Source organism: Spirulina sp. CCNP1310, assembly GCF_034932185.1.
In the GTDB taxonomy this organism is placed as follows: Bacteria; Cyanobacteriota; Cyanobacteriia; order Cyanobacteriales; family Spirulinaceae; genus Spirulina.
On sequence record NZ_JAYGHW010000069.1, the window covers coordinates 23,835 to 44,356 of the forward strand.

General features: G+C 55.5%; 16 protein-coding genes. 10 read left to right on the forward strand and 6 right to left on the reverse strand.

The window, feature by feature from the left end; translation table 11 throughout:
* Window positions 1-79: 79 nt before the first annotated feature.
* Genes VB712_RS12595 through VB712_RS12605 form a run of 3 tightly spaced genes read right to left on the reverse strand, consistent with a single transcriptional unit; the run spans window position 80 to window position 5,693 of the window.
* A complete protein-coding gene (locus tag VB712_RS12595; RefSeq protein WP_323255190.1) occupies window positions 80-2,011 on the reverse strand; it encodes a S9 family peptidase in 1,932 nt (643 codons plus the stop codon).
* 3 nt (window positions 2,012-2,014) lie between these two features.
* Window positions 2,015-3,736, reverse strand: coding sequence for a hypothetical protein (locus VB712_RS12600; protein ID WP_323255192.1), 1,722 nt, complete (start codon window positions 3,734-3,736; stop codon window positions 2,015-2,017).
* Window positions 3,729-5,693 carry a hypothetical protein gene (locus VB712_RS12605; RefSeq protein WP_323255194.1) on the reverse strand — a complete coding sequence of 655 codons (1,965 nt, stop codon included), beginning with the start codon at window positions 5,691-5,693 and terminating at the stop codon, window positions 3,729-3,731. Before VB712_RS12605 ends, VB712_RS12600 begins: the two co-directional genes overlap by 8 nt.
* Before the next feature lie 191 nt (window positions 5,694-5,884).
* Here VB712_RS12605 and VB712_RS12610 point away from each other — a divergent pair, with 191 nt between their 5' ends.
* The 3 genes from VB712_RS12610 (at window position 5,885) to cbiT (ending at window position 8,207) form a co-directional block, all read left to right on the forward strand.
* On the forward strand, window positions 5,885-6,592 hold the full coding sequence (locus VB712_RS12610) for a Crp/Fnr family transcriptional regulator (RefSeq protein ID WP_323255196.1): 708 nt from the start codon (window positions 5,885-5,887) through the stop codon (window positions 6,590-6,592).
* 153 nt (window positions 6,593-6,745) lie between these two features.
* On the forward strand, window positions 6,746-7,537 hold the full coding sequence (locus VB712_RS12615) for a DUF2993 domain-containing protein (protein WP_323255198.1): 792 nt from the start codon (window positions 6,746-6,748) through the stop codon (window positions 7,535-7,537).
* An 82-nt stretch (window positions 7,538-7,619) separates the two neighbouring features.
* A complete protein-coding gene (cbiT, locus tag VB712_RS12620; protein WP_323255201.1) occupies window positions 7,620-8,207 on the forward strand; it encodes a precorrin-6Y C5,15-methyltransferase subunit CbiT in 588 nt (195 codons plus the stop codon).
* Here the strand turns inward: cbiT and VB712_RS12625 are convergent.
* Window positions 8,188-8,616 carry a hypothetical protein gene (locus VB712_RS12625; RefSeq protein ID WP_323255203.1) on the reverse strand — a complete coding sequence of 143 codons (429 nt, stop codon included), beginning with the start codon at window positions 8,614-8,616 and terminating at the stop codon, window positions 8,188-8,190. The two genes, cbiT and VB712_RS12625, sit on opposite strands and share 20 nt — an antisense overlap.
* Before the next feature lie 42 nt (window positions 8,617-8,658).
* On the opposite strand from VB712_RS12625, the gene cofH reads away from it, so the two are divergent.
* The 4 genes from cofH (at window position 8,659) to msrB (ending at window position 11,636) form a co-directional block, all read left to right on the forward strand.
* Window positions 8,659-9,807, forward strand: a complete 1,149-nt coding sequence (gene cofH / locus VB712_RS12630; RefSeq protein ID WP_323255205.1) for a 7,8-didemethyl-8-hydroxy-5-deazariboflavin synthase subunit CofH — start codon at window positions 8,659-8,661, stop codon at window positions 9,805-9,807.
* 72 nt (window positions 9,808-9,879) lie between these two features.
* A complete protein-coding gene (locus VB712_RS12635) occupies window positions 9,880-10,572 on the forward strand; it encodes a GNAT family N-acetyltransferase (protein WP_323255207.1) in 693 nt (230 codons plus the stop codon).
* An 82-nt stretch (window positions 10,573-10,654) separates the two neighbouring features.
* Window positions 10,655-11,080, forward strand: coding sequence for a hypothetical protein (locus tag VB712_RS12640; protein ID WP_416236337.1), 426 nt, complete (start codon window positions 10,655-10,657; stop codon window positions 11,078-11,080).
* A 160-nt stretch (window positions 11,081-11,240) separates the two neighbouring features.
* Complete coding sequence (gene msrB, locus VB712_RS12645) at window positions 11,241-11,636, forward strand: peptide-methionine (R)-S-oxide reductase MsrB (protein ID WP_323255211.1); 396 nt, start codon at window positions 11,241-11,243, stop codon at window positions 11,634-11,636.
* Window positions 11,637-11,742: 106 nt separating this feature from the next.
* Here msrB and VB712_RS12650 read toward each other — a convergent pair whose 3' ends face one another.
* Window positions 11,743-13,800, reverse strand: a complete 2,058-nt coding sequence (locus tag VB712_RS12650) for a M3 family metallopeptidase (RefSeq protein WP_323255213.1) — start codon at window positions 13,798-13,800, stop codon at window positions 11,743-11,745.
* A gap of 123 nt (window positions 13,801-13,923) precedes the next feature.
* Here VB712_RS12650 and VB712_RS12655 point away from each other — a divergent pair, with 123 nt between their 5' ends.
* From VB712_RS12655 to VB712_RS12665, 3 genes are all read left to right on the forward strand, one after another.
* A complete protein-coding gene (locus VB712_RS12655) occupies window positions 13,924-15,111 on the forward strand; it encodes an IscS subfamily cysteine desulfurase (RefSeq protein WP_323255215.1) in 1,188 nt (395 codons plus the stop codon).
* Between the two features lie 861 nt (window positions 15,112-15,972).
* Window positions 15,973-18,201: an Rne/Rng family ribonuclease gene (locus VB712_RS12660; RefSeq protein WP_323255217.1), complete on the forward strand. Its 2,229-nt coding sequence runs from the start codon at window positions 15,973-15,975 to the stop codon at window positions 18,199-18,201.
* A complete protein-coding gene (locus tag VB712_RS12665) occupies window positions 18,201-18,794 on the forward strand; it encodes a ribonuclease HII (RefSeq protein WP_323255219.1) in 594 nt (197 codons plus the stop codon). Before VB712_RS12660 ends, VB712_RS12665 begins: the two co-directional genes overlap by 1 nt.
* 116 nt (window positions 18,795-18,910) lie before the next feature.
* On the opposite strand, the gene VB712_RS12670 is transcribed toward VB712_RS12665, so the two are convergent.
* Window positions 18,911-20,302, reverse strand: coding sequence for an NAD-dependent malic enzyme (locus VB712_RS12670; RefSeq protein ID WP_323255221.1), 1,392 nt, complete (start codon window positions 20,300-20,302; stop codon window positions 18,911-18,913).
* Between the last annotated feature and the right edge of the window lie 220 nt (window positions 20,303-20,522).

Sequence of the window (20,522 nt, forward strand, 5' to 3'; positions counted from 1 at the left end):
TGCAATCGATTTGTGTGTAAACGGTGGGCCAAGTTGGGAGAGGGGAGCAGCGGACTAAAATTCACACGACAAACGAGGATTATGACAAATTGAAGATCGTTAAAGGCTCTAAATTTTCGGCGGGGGTGAAATTGAAAATACGACTGTAGAAATAAAATTCACCGTCTAAGGTGCGTTTAATGTTGGCGGCTTGGCGGAAACCGTGCTGCTCTTCAGGATAGGCAATATAGGCCACCGGCAACCCCTTATCTTTGAGCGCCGCGACCATCATTTCTGCTTGATTGGGGGGGACAATTTTATCCTCCAAACCTTGGAAAAAGATCACCGGACAAGCTAACTGATCGAGGTGGTGGATGGGCGATCGCTCCTCGTAAATTTCCTGATCCTCTGGGTATTTACCGATCAAACCATCCAAATAGCGGGCTTCAAACTTGTGGGTATCTTGGGCAAGGGCCGCTAAATCGCTCACACCGTAGTAACTGGCCCCCGCTTTGAAAACATCTTTAAACGTCAAAGCCGCCAATGTGGTGTAACCGCCCGCACTACCTCCGGCGATCGCCAACCGCTCCCGATCCACCCGACCCTGATCCGCCAAATACACCGCCGCATGGGTGCAATCCGCCACATCGACAATGCCCCATTGCCCCTGTAACCGTTGGCGATATTCCCGGCCATAGCCAATACTGCCGCCATAGTTGACATCCACCACCCCAAAGCCCCGACTCGTCCAATATTGAATTCGCAGGTTTAGCGTTGCCGTTGCTCCTGCCGTTGGCCCCCCATGGCTTTTAACAATTAAAGGGGGCAATTCCCCCGCCGGGGCGGTGTAGTCCGGGTTGAAGGGGGGATAATACCAGGCGTGGGCGGTGAGGCCGTTATCCGTGGGAAATTCAATGGCCTCTGGAATTGAAAAATAGGTGGAATCAACGGCAATACTCGCTGCTGTTTTCAACGTTTGATACTCCCAAGTGGCGAGGTCAAGGTGAATTAATCGCGTCGGTTCCGTAGGAGAGCTAACAATCATCACCGCCGCCACCCCCTCATCGACAATTTGAAAATCCCCAAACTGAGTAAAGGGCGGCGCAATGGGGCTAACTTCTCCAGTGATAGTATCCAACCGAGCCAAATAATCCTGGCCCTGCTGGCTATAGGTACAAACTATTGTATTAGCATCAAGAAATTGATAGGGTTGCAGACCAAACACCCAATGGGGATAAGCAAACTCCCCTTCAACGGGGCAAAGGGCCGTAATCCCCGCAGCATCTTCCCGGTAGAGATTCCACCAATTAGAGCGATCGCTGACAAAATAGAGCCGACCATCGGGCCCCCAAGTGGGAACCGCCACCGATTCCGCCTCACTGCCTGCTACACAACGGGGGGCGGTCAACGTGCCATCTTCTGCAACGCTGGCCACCCATAACCGCGTTCCATCCCAAGGCATTTGCGGATGTTGCCAATCTAACCAAGCCAAGCTCTGGCCGTCGGGACTGAATCGAGGCGAACTATAAAAATCACTGCCCGTGACCAAAGGCGTAACCGCTCCCGTCTGCAAATCCACCACTGCTAGATAATTCTGCGGTTCTGCGCCCTCTCTGCTGTGATCCTCACAAACAGTGATGAGGCGGTGATGGGCAGTATCCAAGATAAAATCTGCATAACGCCATGGCCCTGCGGGCGTGAGCGGTTGGGGTATTTCCCCGGGCCGATGGTGATAGATCCGCTGATCGGCAAAATTGACAAAATAGATCACGCTCCCGGTGATCAAGGCCGCCCCGCCGCCATACTCATGCACCCGCGATCGCACATTAAAGGGGGCCGGAGTCATATCTACCCCACTGCCATCCCCTTGGGCCTGAACGATCACCGTCCGCCCCCCCTCTTGGGGCCGGCTCTCCGTCCAATACAAATCTTCCCCATCCCGATAGACTCCCCCTAAACCAATGGAGCCAGAAACAATTAATTCAGCAGTGATGGGCGATCGCCAAGACCCAAAGGCAGCAGTAGTCGGCATAATTCAATCGGTGAGGAACTCCCCCCAGTTTAAAACCTGAGGGCAGAGGTTGAAACTGAGAGGTTCCTGCAACGTTTGGTGAGTGGTGGCTAAACAGAGATTGAGGTATTGCTCAAGGCGTTGGGCTTGGCGGTGGTTGAATCGGTAAGCCGTGCCGTTGTCGTTGGGGGTAAATAAAGGAGTAGCCGTTAGGGCGCGATAGGCCGCCGCCCCCTGGGGGAGAATCCAAGGATCTTCCCGATCAGGAATCAGGCCTGGCGGCAATTGCCCTTGCAACATCGTTGTCAAACCATAGGCCCGCTGAGGGTCGCGGCAAACCTTCGCATTCACCCCCCGCCGTTGCAACGCGCCACAGAGGGAATCCAGCGTCACATCCCCGGAGGGGGCGATCCGTAACAGTTCCGCCACTAGGAAAAAATCACTGTATTGATGTTCTGCCCGTTCCCCCCAATTCGGCCGTTGGGGTAATTGGGCCGCCCCCATCGCTAAGGGCGTATCCACCCCTTGGAATTGGGCATGGGGCAATTTCCAACTTAACTGTTGGGTTAACTCCGTTAAAGCACTGTGGAGAAAATCCCCCTGCCAATAAATTGTCTCAATGTCTGTGGTCGTCACCCCCGCCACACTGAGCAGATCATTCAACACGCTATTAAAGGACTCAAACCAAGCCCGGAGAATTTTCTCTTGAATGCCCTCACGACTAATGCCCCAGGTTTGGGCCCCCAATTGGGTGGTAAACGTGGGTTGATGGTGGAGGATTTGGGCCACACGGGCAGCAATGGTTAAGACCATTTCCCCCATGGGATGACGGGTGAGGGCGACGGCGGCGGCTTCCCGACGACGGCGATCAGGGTTGCCGGGCCAGGGGAAATCCCAGGCGATCGCATTGAGAAAATCCTGCTCCGGCAACCATTGGGGATAGAGCAGTTGGTAAAAAATATCGGCGTGGAAGGCGGCCCGGCCGTAGGGGTGGGATTGGTGGAAGATTTGCCCATCGGGGAGGGCGATCGCCAGATCGGTGCTGGCTTCATTGCTCACCAGATAAAGGGTGGGCTGGGTGGGGGGATGGGCAAGGGCGAGGGCGGTGGGGTTAGGAATCAGAAAAATTTGCTCTGGATTAGCAACTAACTTCGCCCCTAACACCGCTTCGCGCAGATTAAACCGATAGGCTTCTTCCCAGGGGGTGGGGTGGGGGAGGATGACCCCAGCGAGGTTTTGCAGGGCTGTGGCTAAGGTCTGGGGTGTTAAATCTCCAACGACCATCGGCCCCGGTTGGCGCAACAGTTGCCCCAGCAATAGCTGTAACCCCCGCTGAAACCAATGGAGGGGAATCGGTTTTCCCCCTGGGCCAGAGATTTGGGGTAGCCATTGCTTCTGCTGACGGCTATAGCAGGGGATGGCGCGGTGGAGATAGGTGTGGAACTGCTCAACCCGGAGGCAATTGGGGCTAGGGGTATCCTGGCGAGCCGCATCGCCAACGGTGATCTGGAGGCGATGGGTCGGCTGACGGGAGTTGCCCCGTTGATCGCTATGGCCCGTAAATTGGATCACCATGGGAATGCGATCGCGGATCGCATTCCCATCGCCCCCAGAAGACTCCAACTCACCGCCATCCTGATGCCAACGGAACCGATGAGGGTGTACCGTTCCCCATTGCCACAGGGCCGCCGCTAACCCCTGACTCCCCAATTCCAACCCCAAATACCACGACGCTGTATTATTCATGCTCCTGCGGCGACGAAATGGCAGGGGCTTGGCCATTGTTCCTTTGGTTTTGCCAGAAGTCCACCACCCCCACCGCTGTTTCTACGGGCGTTTCTTCCTCCCATAGCAGTCCATCTAAACTGGTTAAAACATCTTGGGGGGGAATCGTTGGAGCCGGTTCGGTAGGAATCGGACTGGTCAAGCGCACCACGGGGGGATCACTGGCCAGGAGTTGCGGTTCAGGTTCAGGTTCAGGTTCAAGTTCTACCCTGACAGGCTCACTAAGGATGGGTAAGGAAGGATCCGGAATGGGTTCAGGTTGCGGTTCAGGAAGGGGCTGATCCGCTGCTGGCTCCGGTTCCATAAAAGTTGCCGGTTCGTCATTGTCCCCAAACAGATCATTGAGGGAGGCGATCGCATCAATCCCTAAATCATCAATGGTTTCGGAGGATGCAGGGCTTGCGGGAAGTGGGAAGTGAGAATCAGGCAACGTTGCCGCCGTTGGCGGATCTTGCCCCTCTTCCGGTGGGGCATCGGGTGGCATCGATCCCCAGGTCTGGGGCAGCGGTTCCGCTGTTTCAAACCGTGCTAAATCCTCGCTGAGTTGCTGAAGTTGAGCAGGGGAAAGGGCTTCTTCTAAATCTTCGTGATTATGGGCCTCCACCTCCGCCGTGGCCAGCAGCGTTTCCCCTGGGGTAATACTGTCTGCGAGATCTTCCTCCTCCAAGGGCAGGGCCGTTTCTGCCTGATTAGAAACCTGATCCAAAAGATTAGCCAACACCGCCATGGTTTCCGCAAGGGTAGGAACCTCTGCTGTTTGCGGAGTAACCCCCTCAGCAGCGGGAGTTGCTGACAGCAATTCTTCATCCTCAATCCGGTAATCAGCAAACAGCAGCGTTTCGATGGAAATTTCAATTTCCGGTAGGTTGGGCGCGATCGTTACCGACTCAGCCACCGGGAGCGCCGCTGGATCCTCTAAGCCATCAAACAAGGCATGATTAAAATCCGGGGCAACCCCAAGGGGATCGACGGGGATCGGCGGGGGCGCAAGCTCTTGCTCAGAAACCGTCAGCACCATAGGGGAATCCATGGGGTTGGCAAAGGCATCGGAATTGAACAGGTATTCATCCCACAATTCCCAAGCCTCATCCGGCGGGGCGGGTTCAGGGGGAGGGGACACCACCTGGGCGCGGGGAGGCTGGGGCGGCTCAGTCACCACCGGAACCAACAGGGGATCAAGCTGCACCGTGGGATCTAATTGCAAGGGCTGGGGCAGGGCCGGCAGGGGTTGCTGGGTGATCAGTGTTTCGGAATATTGCCCAAGGGTATGGAGGGAGGCAATGCCTTCAGTGAGGGACTTGTGATAGCCATGGAGGTCTTGCTCCAGACTGGTAAAGACATGGTGGAATGTACTATCAAGGCTGCGGAGGAGTTGGTCGGATTGGGCTTGGAGCGATCGCAACTGTTCCAACCAATCCCACTGTTGGCTTGGGGGGACATGACCCGCCAAGGGAGAAAGGGCCTGCATCTGAATCCGCTCTAGGGTTTGGCCCAATTCCTGACGCAGACCCTCACTACAGCGATTGAGGAGAGCGTTGAGAAAATTGGTGGTCAGTTGTCGTTGCTGGGTTTCCAGATGACGAATTTCCCCCAGAAGGGATTCCCGCTGTTGGCGCAGGGTTTCCAGTTCTAACTGGAGGGGCTGGAGCCATTGCGATCGCTCCAGATTCAACTGCGCCATCACCGATTGGGCAATGGCCTGGGCCGTATTCTGTTCCTCAGGGGCAAGGGAGGGATTCGCCAAGGGCGTAGCCTCCACGGTGCGGCCCCAATCCCCCAAGATCCAACGAATTTTTTCTAATAAATCCCGCTGGGCTAGGGCCATCTCCCCCGTGCTGATCGTGCTGGCCTCCGTGGCAATCAGCAGATCGTCAATTTCAGCAATGAGTGCGTGGATCTGAACTTGGGAAATGGTCACGGTCAACCCCTATAATTCCGTCAGTGCAACGGGTCGCCTTCCATGCTACCCTTTCCTCATACTATTACGGTTAACTTGTAGCAAAACTCTAGGGACAAAATTCCCCAATCCATGGCGATGGCCCCAACTCCATCCCGTGTGGCTATCCTCCGCCTTTGCTGTTCCCCCTTCAGACTCCTTGTCTTTGCCCCATGGATGATCGATTTCCCTCCCGCGAACAAGATGCTGATATCACCAAATTGATTAAAACGGTGCCTTTCTTCGCAGGACTGCCCTCCGATGCTCTCGATAAAGCCACCTGCCACGTTGTCACCCGGACTCACCCCTCCAACCAAGTCATCCTTTTAGAAAATGATTGGGGTGGATCTGTTTATTTCATCGTCGATGGTTGGGTGAAAATTCGCACCTACAACCTGGATGGCAAGGAAGTGACATTGAATATTATCGGCAAGGGGGAACTGTTTGGGGAAATGGCCGCATTGGAAGAAGTGCCACGCTCCACCGATGTGATCACCCTTACCTCCACCACCATCAGCAGTGTTCCCGCCCAAGATTTTGTGGATCTGATCCATTCTGAACCCTTAGCGGGGGTGCGGTTAGCCCAATTAATGGCGACACGGTTACGCCAGGTGAATCGACGGCTACGGCTGCGGGAAGCCGATAGTGTCTCCCGCGTGGCGGATACGATCCTGTTTCTCGCTGAAGGTCAGGGCCAGGAAAGCACCGAGGGGTTAGCGATTCCCAACCTGCCCCATCGGGAGTTAAGCAGCCTGAGCGGTTTGGCCCGGGAGACGGTGACGCGGGTACTCACAAAGCTGGAAAAGAAAAACCTGATCCGCCGGGATCACGATTTGTTGATTATTCCGAACCTTTCGGCTCTGGAGCGCAGTATTACCTGACATTCTTGCAACGCTGATGGTGTATAGCTTACAGCGTTTCTGGCTTCTGAGGGGTACAGCAGTCTCTGGCTGAACCCTTCAAATTCTGTTACAAATAGGGAAGTATAGTAAAGATTTGTAACCAACCTTGTGAGCAGCGCGGACCTTTGTTTTATGTTTGGTAGCTTTACCGGCTCGAACTCCAATCCAACCTCAGACTGGGGAGAAGACCTCATCAATAGCGTTGCCAGCAATACTCTGCGCCACCTATTCACCCGTAGCGACAGCGTTGAAGTCAAAGTGCGTTGCCAACCCCCCAGTAAGTTACTCCAGGGCAGCATCGACAGCTTCAAAATGCAAGGCCGTGGCATTGTCATCCGTCGGGATTTTCGCACCGAAGAGATTAGCTTTGAAACCGATGCGGTGGCCCTTGATTTTGCCTCGGTGCTTCAGGGGAAGATTTCCCTGCGCCAACCCACCCAGGCGATCGCCCTGATCAAGCTCACCGAATCCGATATCAATACCGCCTTCTCGGCTCAATTGGTGCGCCAACGCCTCGAAAACCTCACCGATGAACGGCTCACCAACCTCTCCGGGGGGGAGCCAGTCTCATTTACAGCGATCAAACTCCAACTGTTACCCGCCAACCGCGTGAAGCTCCAAGCCTTGGCCAACTTCCCCAACCGCGCCATTCCCATCAGTTTTAGTTGTGCCTTGGGCCTGGCCAAACGGCGGCGGATCACCTATGACGACCCAGAATTTATCGCGGCAGATATTCCCGCCGATTGTCATGATCTCGCCAAAATTCTCATGGGTATCCTCGTGGATATCTTTAACGAAATGGTGGATCTCGATCGCTTCGACCTTGACGGCGTGACGCTGCGGCTCAACCGCCTCGAAACCGAGGGGGAAACCCTCAATTTCAGCGGCTATGCCCAAATTGAACGCATCCCCCGCACCGGCTAGGGCGTGGTAGGCTCAAGACGGTAGCGATCCTGACTCAGAATCCGCCCAAGTTGTGCTTTAACCCCAAGAATCCCCATCCCCCATGTGGCAGTATGTAACCCCCGGTATTCCTGATGCTCAGTTTGAGCAACTGCCCGGCATCCCCCTCAGTCAGCGGGAGGTGCGCGTCTTGATCCTGTCGGCGTTACGGATGGAGGCGGAATCAATACTCTGGGATATTGGGGCAGGAACCGGGACAATTCCCGTGGAAATGGGTTTATTGGCCCCCAAAAGCACAATCCTGGCCATTGAACGGGATGAAGATGTGGCGAAATTAATCCGCCGCAATTGCGATCGCTTTCAAGTCGCCAATGTTCAAGTTATCGAGGGCAACGCCCCCGATTGCCTCACCGACCTGATGCCCCGCCCCACCCACATTTGCCTAGAGGGGGGGCGGCCCCTCAAGGATATTCTCTACGCCGCTTGGGAAGCCCTACAACCGGGGGGGCGATTGGTGGCGACGGTGAATAATTTGGAAAATCTCTACGGTATTTCCGAAGGACTATCCACACTCCAAGCCCGCAATATTGAGGTGATCCAATCGGCGGTGAATCGCCTCGAAACCCGGGGCATTCATCAAACCTTTGCTGCCGTCAACCCGATGTTTATCCTCAGTGGAGAGAAACTCTGAGCCGCTCTAGATATTTGCCCCATTGGGCGGCGAGGGGGATTTCTGTGAAGGGGATGGCCATGGGGGGGCGATCGCCTTGGGGCTTAAGGATGAGGTAGGGTTTTCCTTTGGTGGGGGGATTGTCCCAATCCACGGGGCGATCAACGTTATCATCCCCCACTTGCAAGGTAATCCCAACTAACTCCCGTAGGGAAATGCTTTCCGGATTGATCACCCCTTGGCGGGTTGGCTTGCCCCAGGTGATCCGGTCTTCCTTTTGCCCCAAAACCGCATAAATGTCATATTTAGATTGATCAAATCCTTCGGCCCACCGTTGATAGGCCTCGACCTTGCGCCATTCATGCCAACCGGCCCAAGCCAGGCCGATAAACCCTGCCAACAGCGGCAACCACAATAAACCCCTTTCCATAATCTTCAGTGCTTGTATACTGCAATAGGCGATCGCGAAACTATGATCACTGTTCCCCTTGATACCATTCTCAGCCAAGCCTTAGCGGGGGAAGATCTCAGCCCTGATGCTGGGGTTGCTCTGCTCCAAGCGCAAGCACCGCAGGAGCTTGCGGCAATTCGCACCGTTGCTAATCGCCTCCGTCAACGTCAAGCGGGGGATACCGTTACCTATGTGGTCAATCGCAATCTCAACTTTACCAATATCTGCGAGCAACATTGTAGCTTCTGTGCCTTTCGTCGCGATGCCGATCAACCGGGGGCCTATTGGCTAACGCTGGAGACGATGGTGGCGAAGGTGGCGGATGGAGTGGCCCGGGGGGCGACGGAAATTTGTATGCAGGGGGGGCTAAATCCAGCGGCGCAGGTGAATGGATCGAGCCTGGCCTATTACTGCGAGATGGTGCGGGCGATTAAAGGGGCCTTTCCCCAGATTCATCTCCATGCCTTTTCCCCTCAAGAGGTGGAGTTTATCGCCCGTCAGGATGGGTTGAGTTATGCCCAAGTTTTGGCGCAATTGCAAAAAGCGGGGGTGGGTTCGCTGCCGGGGACGGCGGCGGAGGTGTTGAGCGATCGCCTCCGCCGCATTATCTGCCCGGAAAAGCTCAATAGCGCCACCTGGTTAGAAATTGTCAGCACCGCCCACCGCCTGGGGTTGCCCACCACCAGCACAATGCTCTGCGGCCATATTGAAACCCCTGAGGAGGCGATCGCCCACCTCGATCAACTCCGCCAACTGCAAATCACCGCCCAAACCTACCCCGCCCGGATTACCGAATTTATCGCCCTCCCCTTTGTGGGGGAACAGGCCCCCGCCCCCCTGCGCCATCGCGTCGGCCGGGATCAACCGGATTTAGGGGCAAGCTTGCACTTTATGGCCGTGGCGCGGATCTATTTAGGCAACTGGATCATCAACCATCAACCCAGTTGGGTGAAGTTGGGCCTAGAGGGGGCAACCCTGGCCCTCGATGGGGGTTGTAATGATCTCGGCGGCACATTAATGGAGGAGCATATCACCACGATGGCGGGGGCGAAGGGGGGAACCTGTTTAACCGTTGAGGAATTGCGGGGGGCGATCGCCACCTGCCACCGCCCCGCCCAGGAACGTACCACCCTTTACCAACCTGTTACCCCAGTTTTAACCCCGTCTTAACGATCCAGTGGGGGATTTTTCCCGTTACAATGCGGGGGAAATCCAGAATTTTTTCTGGCTTTTCCTCGGCTCATGTGTGGTAAAATCCTTCGCCTTGGTTCAGATCCCTCTGACCCCTGGACAAACTCACAGGACGACCCCAGCCTCATCGGTATATTCCCCTTGGACTCCTGCTATTCCCCCCATTCTCCTTCGATTTCTCCCCCATCGGATGCGATCGCCCGCCCGGCCCATCCGGTGGTGATTCGCACGGCGGTACGTCAGGATGTGCGAGCTTTAGCGGATGTCTTAACCGACAGCTTCCATCCCCCTGAGGGGTTAATGTTCTGGGTGCAGCCTTTTTTGCGGTTGGGGATCTATGAAGATTTGCGGGCCCGTTTGCGGGCGAATACCCCCCAATACCATTGTTTTACCGCCACCCTCGGCACCACAGGTTTAGTGATTGGTACGGTGGAAATTGCTGTCCGCCCTTTGTATTGGGGCGCTTATCAAGTGGACTATCCCTACATTTCCAACCTCGCTGTCCATCCCGATTACCGTCGTCGCGGTGTGGCGCGGCAATTGCTCCTCAACTGTGAACCCAAGGCCCTAGAGTGGGGGTTTCAGGCGATCTATCTCCATGTCTTAGACCGGAACCGACCAGCCCGCAAACTGTACAAAAGTTTGGGCTATCATACCGAGGAGAATTGGCCGGCCTCCGGCTTCCCGTTGTGGCAATCCCAACGGTTGTTATTGTATAAAACCCTGATGTCCCCACCGACCTAACCTCTTCCCCCTTGAGCGGCTCCATTGCATCATGATTCAAGGTTATTCTGCCACCGGCTCGGAGGCGCTCCGCGACAGCGCGATGATCGCCCCAGTTTTAGCCGATCTCCGCGCCCAGCGAGTGCTGATTGTCAACCAACGGCGACGCAATGGCCTGATTATTTACAAACCCCATCATGCGGAGTTTGCCGGGCCGGGGGCTGTGGTGGGGGGCCCCTTTGATACCGATGCGATGAGCATTCTACCTGTGGGGAATTGGTCGTTACTGCCCCCCACTGACCCGGATCAGCGGCAAAAAGCCTATTTAATGCGTCGCCAATGGGTGAAGTTATTTAAGCAGGTGACGGAAAACCCGATTCCCGTTCAACGGGTACAAACAATCCTCAATCAATTTGAAAACTGGTTTAATGTGGAAACTGTGGCGAAATTGCCCGATGAGGCGATCGCTGCTCTGGTGGGGGTTTTGCCGCAAACGGTGCAGAAGGTGCGGCAGATGGGGGAATGGTAGGGAGTGGGAAGTAGGGAGTGGGAAGTGGGAAGTGGGGAGTGGGAAGTGGGAAGTGGGAAGTAGGAAGTAGGGAGTGGGGGTTAGTCTTGCTGGTGGGGAGAATCGCTACAATAGGGCCAAGCAACCCTAATCCTTTCAGGGCAACGCAATTGAGGAGAATATGTTGAATAAAGTTGAAAAAACTGAGCAAGAGTGGAAGGCGCAACTCACGCCGGAGCAATTTAAGGTGACGCGCAAAAAAGGGACGGAGCGGGCGTTTACCGGCAAATACCACGACCACAAAGGCAAAGGGATCTATAAATGTGTCTGTTGTGGGACAGAACTGTTTGATTCAGACACAAAGTTTGATTCTGGCACAGGTTGGCCCAGCTTTTTTGCCCCCATTGCCCCGGATCATGTTACGGAAGAGAGCGATCGCACCCTGTTTATGGTGCGGACAGAGGTGCTCTGTGCCGGTTGTGGGGCGCATTTGGGTCATGTGTTTAACGATGGCCCCAAACCCACCGGCCAACGGTACTGCATGAACTCCGCTGCCCTCGATTTTGAAGCCCACTAAGGGATCCAGGCATTGCGTCAGAGTCGGGGAGATGCTACCGCCTGGGGAGGCTCAAGATCCCCAGGCGACAAGTTTCCAACATCAACTCTAGCCTCAATTTAAAGCATCAGGACAACAGCCCCGTATGGCGTAACAATGCCTCCGTTTGCGGTTCCCGCCCTCGGAAGGACTTAAACACCGTCATCGGCGGCACACTGCCCCCTAAACCCAGCACCGTTTCCCGGAACCGTTGCCCCACAGCTTGCACCGCTGCCTCATTCTCTAACCCCACCTCCTCAAAGGCGGCAAAGGCATCGGCACTTAACACTTCGGCCCATTTATAGCTGTAGTAGCCCGCTGCATAACCGCCAGAAAAGATATGGCCGAAAGCACAGAGGAAACTATCCTCCGGTAGGGGTGGGATCACCGTTGTGGTCGGGACAAGGCTCCAACGCAGATCTTGAGGGGTTTCTGTTCCTCCCGGTTGATAGCGGTGATGGAGGGCTAAATCGACGAGGCTGAAATGGAGTTGCCGCAACATTCCCATGCCGCTTTGATAGGTGCGGGCGGCGAGGAGTTTTTGATATTCGGCTTCCGGTAAGGGTGCGCCGGTTTGATAATGGTGGGCCATGGCAAAGAGGGTGGCGCGGTCATAACACCAATTTTCCATAAATTGGCTGGGCAGTTCCACCGCATCCCATTCCACATTGCGAATCCCTGCGGCTCCGGCATAGTCTACTTGGGTGAGCATATGCTGCAATCCATGGCCGAACTCATGGAACAGCGTCGTCACTTCGTCAAAGCTCATCAAACTGGGCTGATCATCGACGGGGGGCATTTGGTTACAGACCAGATAGGCGACGGGTAGGCGGGTTTTGCCGCCGATTTTGGCCCGGCCTACACAGTCATCCATCCAGGCCCCGCCCCGTTTTTCCGCTGGGCGGCTGTAGGGGTCAAGGTAAAAATAGGCCATGGGAGACCCGGCGTGATCGCGTACTTCAAAATAGCGAACATCGGGATGCCAGATGGGTGCTTGACCGTCAGCGGGGGCGATCGCCACTTTAAAAATCCGTTCCGCCAAATTAAGTAACCCCTTCAACACCTCCGGCAACGCAAAATAGGGGCGCAGGGCCTCACTATCGAGGTCGAATTTTTGCTGCCGTTGTTTTTCTGACCAATAGGCAATATCCCAGGGTTGCAGATTGGAGGTTTGGGCAAAGGCTTGGAGTTCTTGAAATTCCCGTTGGGCAGCGGGGTAACTGACTTGGCGGAGTTCCTCCAGTAAACTTTCCACCGCCGCCACTGAGGGGGCCATCTTCCGGGCCAGACTTAATTCGGCAAAACTGTTAAAGCCTAAAATCTGGGCTTTTTCTAATCGCAGGGCGAGAATCCGCTCGATTAGGGGGTTATTATCCCATTCCCCACTGGCGGCACGGGTGATATAGGCACGATAGACGGTTTCCCGCAGCTGGGGGCGATCGCCATATTTTAAAAACGGCCCAAAACTGGGAAAATCCAACGTCACCACCCAAGGGCCCGCTTCGGGGGTAGCCGTTGCATCCCCCTTTTGGCGGGCGGTTTGGGCGGCAAGACTGAGCCAACTGGCGGGTAAACCGGCTACTTCATCGGGTTGGGTCAGTTTAAGTTGAAAGGCTTTCGTGGCATCAAGGACATGGTTAGAAAAACGGGTGGAGAGTTCCGCCAGTTCTAAATCAATGGCGTTAAACCGTTCCTTGGGTTCGCCCGTCAGGCCCACGCCCGCCAGTTCCGCATCCCGCAAGGCAGCTTCAACGATCCGCTGTTGGCCAGGGGCTAATCCGTCCCAATCCGTCCCTTCCCGCAGGGCCTTAAAGGCTTGGTAAAGGGGTTGGCTTTGGCTGAGTTGACTACTAAATTGCACCAGTTTCGGCTCAACGGCTTCATAGGCGGCCCGCAATTCGGGGCTATTTTTCACCCCCATGAGATGACCGATCGCCCCCCATGTCCAGCCTAACCGTTCCTCTAGGGCGGTTAAGGGTTCCACGAGTCCCGCCCAGGTGGGGGTGACGGTGGTTTCTAATTCCCTTTGGGCGGTTTCCAGTTCGCTGAGGAGTTGGGTAACGGCGGGGACGACATGATCGGGGGTGATGGCGTTGAAGGGGGGGATGCCCTGGCCGATCAGGAGGGGATTATCGGAATGGGTCATGGGTGTTTGGGTTAGAGAAAAGTTGTTCAAGAAGCGATTATTAACTTTTCTTAATATAGCCTTTCCCTAGGGGAGATTTTCGCCCCGTTACTACAATGGGAGGGAATTGCGCCCCCTTTTCCCATGGCCCACCGCCCCATTTACCTTGACCACCACGCCACTACCCCCGTTGATCCGCAGGTTTTAGCGACCATGTTGCCCTACTTCACAGAAGCCTTTGGCAATCCCGCCAGTGGGGGCCATGCCTACGGATGGGAGGCGGAGGCAGCCGTGGAGAAAGCGCGGCGACAGATTGGGGAGGCCATCAATGCCCCCCCGGAATCGATCATTTTCACCAGCGGCGCAACGGAGGCCAATAACCTCGCCATTAAAGGCATAGCGGAAGCCTACATGGAGAAAGGCCGCCACATCATCACCGTTCAAACCGAACACCGCGCCATTCTCGACCCCTGCGCCTATCTGGCATCCCTCGGCTTTAGGATCACCTACTTGTCGGTACAGGAGGACGGCTTGATCAATTTAGAGGATCTCGCCGCTGCCATTCGCCCCGATACGATCCTCGTCTCGATCATGGCCGCCAACAATGAAATTGGCGTGGTTCAGCCCTTGGCAGCAATTGGCAAACTCTGCCATCAGCGGGGCGTAATCTTCCACACCGACGCGGCCCAGGCCCTCGGCAAAATTCCCCTGGATGTGGAAGCGATGCAGATTGATTTAATGTCCCTCACCGCCCATAAACTCTACGGCCCGAAAGGAATTGGGGCGCTTTATGTCCGAAAACGGAACCCTAGAGTTAACCTTGCCCCCCAACTCCACGGCGGCGGCCAGGAAGGGGGAATGCGATCGGGAACCCTCTACACGCCGCAAATTGTCGGGTTTGGGGCAGCGGTGATTTTAGGCATGGAACGATTAACCCCAGAAGCGCAACGGTTGGCGGCCTGGCGCGATCGCCTCTACGCCCAACTCCAACCCCTAGGGGGGATCACCCTCAACGGCCACCCCCACCACCGCCTAGCGGGGAACCTCAACATCACCATCGAGGGAGTTGATGGCCCAACCCTTTTGAACGAACTGCAACCCCACATCGCCCTTTCCTCCGGCTCCGCCTGCTCCAGCCATCCCCCCCGCCCCTCCCATGTCTTGCAGGCCTTGGGGCGCAATCCCGCCGAAGCCGCTGCCTCCCTAAGGTTGGGCTTAGGCCGAGGCACGACGGAAGCAGAAATAGAGGAGGCGATCGCCCACCTCCGCCACACCATCACCACCCTCCGCCAAAGTAACCCCAGCAAATCTGAACAAAAGCCAAAGGGATAGTCTATAATGCGATCGTGAACGTGCGTCCAAGCCCCCTGAATAATTCCGGGTTATCCAGAGGTTAAGGACGACGCAAAACCAGCAAGCTTTCCAGACAGTCAAGAGCACAGGCTCGGTCTCACCTGAAACTACTCCCAGTTGTCAATTTTTGGGAAAGCGGCTTGGGTAAAGCCGTTCAACCCTGGGTGAATCTAGGGCTTGCTGTTGAACACCGCGACGCTGCTCCGTTTCAGCCCAGGCCTGTTCAACCCAACCCTGCCATCATTGGCAATGTGTTGCAGCAAGTTCCCATTCCCAGCCCGTTGTGGCCGTTGCCAGGGAATGTGAGCACGAAACCATCCACTGGTCTTCCTGATCCTTGAAACGTGAACAAACCTTGTGATTCTCTCAACATCGCTTTGGGCGCGAGTCGCCAGCGACTGGGATATTGCGAAAATTTTCACCATCCATGTTGACCTTGGAGAAACCATCAAGATTCTGTTGAGTTTTTAGGATTATGGCCAACCCGATTCACGGGTTTAATGGTTGTGTTTTGGCTTTGCTAAATATTCCCGGACACGATTCTCTGGATTGAATCAGCATTGATTTCCTCCCCCATTGCCGAACGCATTTTTTCAAACCCGCGTTGTTCTCTCTGAACAATTCAACGCCCCTTGAGGAAATTTGGTGATTATCTCCATGGGATTCGTGATCTTACTTGGTTATTTGGTTCATTTTGCCCCCGCTGTGATTTTTCCGGGGATATTTTCCCAAAAAATCCCATTTTTTTCTCTCGCTCATCCTCGTTAGATTCTGAAAGCCGGCTCAGAGCCGATGTCTGCCAGATTCCGCGAGCAGCATTAAACGTTTCGAGGAGCTTGCATGCCTAAGCAGATTATTATTGCCGAACAACATCAAATAGCGGCTGTTTTTAGCGAAGATCAAATTCAAGAATTGGTGGTGTCCACCGGAACCCAACAGGTTAGCGATATCTATGTCGGGACGGTGGAAAATGTCTTACCGGGCATTGACGCGGCCTTCGTCAATATTGGCGATAGTGAACGGAACGGCTTTATGCACGTTACCGATTTGGGGCCGTTGCGCCTGCGACGGAGTGCAGCGGCCATTACCGAACTATTGGCCCCCCAGCAGAAGGTTCTCGTTCAGGTGATGAAGGAGCCAACGGGGAATAAAGGCCCCCGTTTAACAGGCAATATCAGCCTGCCGGGCCGTTTTCTCGTCCTTATCCCCTACGGCCGAGGGGTGAATTTGTCCCGCCGCATCGAAAGTGAAGCGGAACGGAGTCGGTTGCGGGCCTTGGCGGTGCTGATTAAACCGGCGGGGATGGGGATTTTAGTCCGCACGGAAGCCGAGGGCAAAGATGAAGATGCGATCATTGAAGATTTAGATTACCTGCTCAAGCAGTGGGAATCGATCCAACTTCAGGCCAACTCTGCCCGGCCGCCGATGTTGCTTAACCGCGATGATGATTTTATCCAGCGGGTGCTGCGGGATATCTACACGGCGGATGTGAACCGGATTGTTGTGGATTCGGCTTCGGCAGTGAAGCGGGTTAAACAGCATTTGATGAATTGGAGTGGAGGCAAGTCCCCCGAAGGGGTTTTAATTGACCATCATCGCGATCGCCTCCCCATTTTGGACTATTTCCGCGTCAACGCCGCGATCCGCGAAGCCCTCAAGCCCCGTGTCGATCTGCCTTCTGGGGGGTACATCATCATCGAACCCACCGAAGCCCTAACGGTGATTGATGTCAACTCCGGCTCCTTTACCCGTTCTGCCACTTCACGGGAAACGGTGCTCTGGACGAACTACGAAGCCGCCACGGAAATTGCCCGCCAGATGCGCCTGCGCAATGTGGCCGGTGTGATTGTGGTGGACTTCATTGATATGGATTCCCGCCGGGATCAGTTGGCCCTGTTGGAGCATTTCACCAAATGCCTGGCCGCTGACAAAGCCCGTCCCCAAATTGCCCAACTCTCGGAACTGGGCTTAGTGGAGTTGACCCGTAAACGTCAGGGGCAAAACCTCTATGAACTGTTTGGGGAAGAATGCCCCCACTGTGGTGGCTTGGGCCATTTAGCCCGCCTACCGGGGGAAGCCGATAACAGCCCCCTCGAACGCCTCACCCCGACGGTTTCCGCCACCCCCACCACGGTAAGCAAAACCCCACGCATTTTAGAACGGAAGGAGGAAGAGCCGGAGGTTAGTTTTGAGCCGGAAGAAACGCCCCTGGATCTGATCAACCATCCCAGCTACCAAGACCCCGGCGGCAACAATAACCGTCGTCGCCGTCGCCGTCGCCTCGGTGAAAATGAAACCAGCCTGAACACCACCAGTAAACACAAACCTCGCCTCAGTGGCCGTAATGGGGAGTTGGAGAAAGAACCCAATGTGGCTGTGACGGCGGAGCGATCGCCCCTGAAGGAGGAGCCGGAGGTGATGGGGACCCTATCGCGGATTAGCGGACAACGCACAGACAAACTGAGGACATCCCCTGAGCCGGAGAGTCGTGAAAATCTCCGGGCCAGTGAGAGCACACCGCCGGGTTCTCGGCGAGTATCGCGCCGTGAGCATACGCCGATGGAAAAAATCACAGTGCCGATGACTCCCTTGGAACAGGAGCTTTATGCTCTGATGGGGATCTCGCCTTTGGTGCGGGTTGAGCGGGAGGTCAAAGATCCTAAATCGGTGTTGGTTTCGGTGACGGATGTCCCAGTGGATGATGTGGAGAAGGTGGAGAAGGTGGAAGTGCGGTTTACACCCGTGTCAACATCTAACCCGATTCGCGATAGCGTGCCGATTCGTGATAGCGTGCCGATTCGCGATAGCGTGCCGATTCGCGATAGCGTGCCGATTCGCGATAGCGTACCCATCAAAACGGTCAGCAGCGAGCAGACCCCAAAGGCTGAACCCGAACCCCTACCGGAAATGCCACCGGAACCAAAGTTGGTGTTAGCGAATCCGGAGCCGGCAAAGCCTGAGCCAGAGGTGGTCACGCCGAAACCTCAGAAAAAGATCATTGAGCCAGAAATTTCTGATGTCACGGCTAATCGTCGCCGTCGTCGTCGGTCTTCGGCCCAGATTTCCTAATGTCGTCTCAATCCCACCGGATTGCTGGGGTGGATGAGGTGGGGCGGGGGGCTTGGTGGGGGCCGGTAGTGGCGGCAGCGGTGCTGATCACGCCGGCCCAGGGGGAACAGTTACGGGTGTTGGGGGTGCGGGATAGTAAGCAGTTGTCGCCCCAGGGGCGATCGCACCTTGCCCCCCTCATCCCCACCCTGGCCCTCGATGTGCAAATTGCCTACGCCACCCCTCGCACCATTGACCGCTGCAATATCCGCCAAGCTTCCTTGGGGGCAATGGCAAGGGCCATTGATCGCCTCCACCCTCGCCCCGATCATTGTTTTGTGGATGGCCGGGATCTGTTGCCAGATTTGGAGATTCCGCAAACGGCGTTGATTAAGGGGGATCAGCAGGAGGTGGCGATCGCCGCCGCCAGTATTATCGCCAAAGTTTGGCGCGATACCCTTTGTATGCGTTTAGATCGCCATTATCCCGGCTATGGTTTTGCCGCCCATAAGGGCTATGGTACAGCCCAACACCGGGAAGCCTTGGCCCGATTCGGTCTAACCCCCTTGCATCGTCGTTCCTTTCGCCCCTGTCGCGAGATGAGGCAAGAGTAACGAATGGATGGGTGTAGGGGCGCAAAAATTAAACCTTTCGCCCCTACCATTGGGTGAAAGGTTTTAGGGCGAAAGGTTTTTGTGCCTCCGGCAGGCTTACGCCAACGCCCCTACCATTATTCCCGGCTCACGCCATCCTCCCGCGCCGCTTTCGTCACCGCTGCGGCTACAGCGATCGCCACCCGATCATCAAACACTGAGGGAATAATATGTTCCGCGCTCACCTCCTGGGGGGGAATCAGGGAAGCGATCGCACTGGCCGCCTCTAAGCACATCCGGCTCGTAATTTCCTTAGCCCGACAGTCTAAGGCCCCTCGGAAAATACCGGGGAAGGCGAGGACGTTGTTAATTTGGTTGGGGTAGTCACTGCGGCCTGTGGCCATCACCGCCACCATGTCCCGCACCAATTCCGGTTGGATTTCGGGGATGGGGTTGGCCATTGCAAAGATAATCGGGTCGGGGTTCATCGCCTTGACCATTTCCGGCGTGAGGACTCCCGGCACACTTAAGCCCACAAACACATCAGCCCCTTCGAGGGCGGTGGCTAATGTGCCTTGGGTCTCTACGACAAACTCGGCTTTTTCTGGGGTGAGATCAGTGCGATCGCCCGATAAAATCCCCGCCGAATCACACATCAACAGCGTTTTTGCCCCCGCCATCCGAATTAAACGCGCTACCGCCACACCGGCCGCCCCTGCCCCATTGAAAACAATTTTCACCTCATCCATAGGTTTTTTCACCACCTTGAGGGCGTTATAGAGGGCCGCTAAGGTGACGATCGCCGTGCCATGTTGATCATCATGGAAAACGGGAATATCCAATTCTGCCCGCAGGCGTTTTTCAATTTCAAAACAACGGGGGGAGCTAATATCTTCCAAATTGATCCCGCCAAACACCGGGGCGATATGCTTCACGGTTTGAATAATCTCCTCGGTGTCCTGCGTTGCGAGGCAAATGGGAAAGGCATCCACGCCCCCAAATTCTTTAAACAGCAACGCTTTCCCCTCCATCACCGGCAAAGCCGCCTCTGGCCCCAAATTCCCCAGCCCTAAAACAGCACTCCCATCACTAACAATCGCCACCATATTACTCTTCACCGTCAGGGCAAACACTTGAGGGGGATCAGCGGCGATCGCCTTACAAATCCGCCCCACCCCAGGGGTATAGGCCATGGCCAGACTGGATTGATCCGTTAAACTAATCCGCCCTTGCACCGTAATTTTGCCGCCGCGATGGAGGTCGAAGGTGCGATCAAACACCTTTAAAACGGTAATTTCATCCAAGGCCTTAATCGCCGCCACAATCTGATCGGCATGATCAGTGCTAGAGGCATCGACGACAAACTCCCGAATCGAACGGGTACGGTTTTGGTCAACAAGATGAATGTGGCCAATATTGCCCCCAATGGTGGCGATCGCATTGGTCACTGCCGCCAGTCGGCCGGGTTGGTTCGCGAGTTCGACCTGAATCGTGAGACTAAAGCTAGGGTTCGGGGTCAGTTGCGTCATGAGAGAAAATAGAGGTTCCTGAGCAGACAAAGTTTGATTATCACCCAAACCTCTCTGCTGAACGGTAGAATCTAAGACTTTTTTCCAACCCGCTGCCCCTTAGCCCTCAGGATTGCCCTGGTCAGAACCGTGGGGGTCTGGGATAGGCTCTAGGGGTTCCGGTTCCGGTTCCGTGGCAATGGGTGGGGGCGTAGGCGTGGGGGTCGGGGTCGGGGTCGGG

Coding starts and splice junctions, on each gene's coding strand:
- VB712_RS12615 (WP_323255198.1), top strand. CDS start 6,746: ATGTTTGGTAGCTTTACCGGCTCGAACTCCAATCCAACCTCAGACTGG.
- VB712_RS12650 (WP_323255213.1), bottom strand. CDS start 13,800: ATGACCCATTCCGATAATCCCCTCCTGATCGGCCAGGGCATCCCCCCC.
- VB712_RS12665 (WP_323255219.1), top strand. CDS start 18,201: ATGTCGTCTCAATCCCACCGGATTGCTGGGGTGGATGAGGTGGGGCGG.
- VB712_RS12640 (WP_416236337.1), top strand. CDS start 10,655: ATGATCGCCCCAGTTTTAGCCGATCTCCGCGCCCAGCGAGTGCTGATT.
- VB712_RS12660 (WP_323255217.1), top strand. CDS start 15,973: ATGCCTAAGCAGATTATTATTGCCGAACAACATCAAATAGCGGCTGTT.
- VB712_RS12610 (WP_323255196.1), top strand. CDS start 5,885: ATGGATGATCGATTTCCCTCCCGCGAACAAGATGCTGATATCACCAAA.
- VB712_RS12600 (WP_323255192.1), bottom strand. CDS start 3,736: ATGAATAATACAGCGTCGTGGTATTTGGGGTTGGAATTGGGGAGTCAG.
- cbiT (WP_323255201.1), top strand. CDS start 7,620: ATGTGGCAGTATGTAACCCCCGGTATTCCTGATGCTCAGTTTGAGCAA.
- VB712_RS12655 (WP_323255215.1), top strand. CDS start 13,924: ATGGCCCACCGCCCCATTTACCTTGACCACCACGCCACTACCCCCGTT.
- VB712_RS12635 (WP_323255207.1), top strand. CDS start 9,880: ATGTGTGGTAAAATCCTTCGCCTTGGTTCAGATCCCTCTGACCCCTGG.
- msrB (WP_323255211.1), top strand. CDS start 11,241: ATGTTGAATAAAGTTGAAAAAACTGAGCAAGAGTGGAAGGCGCAACTC.
- VB712_RS12595 (WP_323255190.1), bottom strand. CDS start 2,011: ATGCCGACTACTGCTGCCTTTGGGTCTTGGCGATCGCCCATCACTGCT.
- VB712_RS12670 (WP_323255221.1), bottom strand. CDS start 20,302: ATGACGCAACTGACCCCGAACCCTAGCTTTAGTCTCACGATTCAGGTC.
- cofH (WP_323255205.1), top strand. CDS start 8,659: ATGATCACTGTTCCCCTTGATACCATTCTCAGCCAAGCCTTAGCGGGG.
- VB712_RS12625 (WP_323255203.1), bottom strand. CDS start 8,616: ATGGAAAGGGGTTTATTGTGGTTGCCGCTGTTGGCAGGGTTTATCGGC.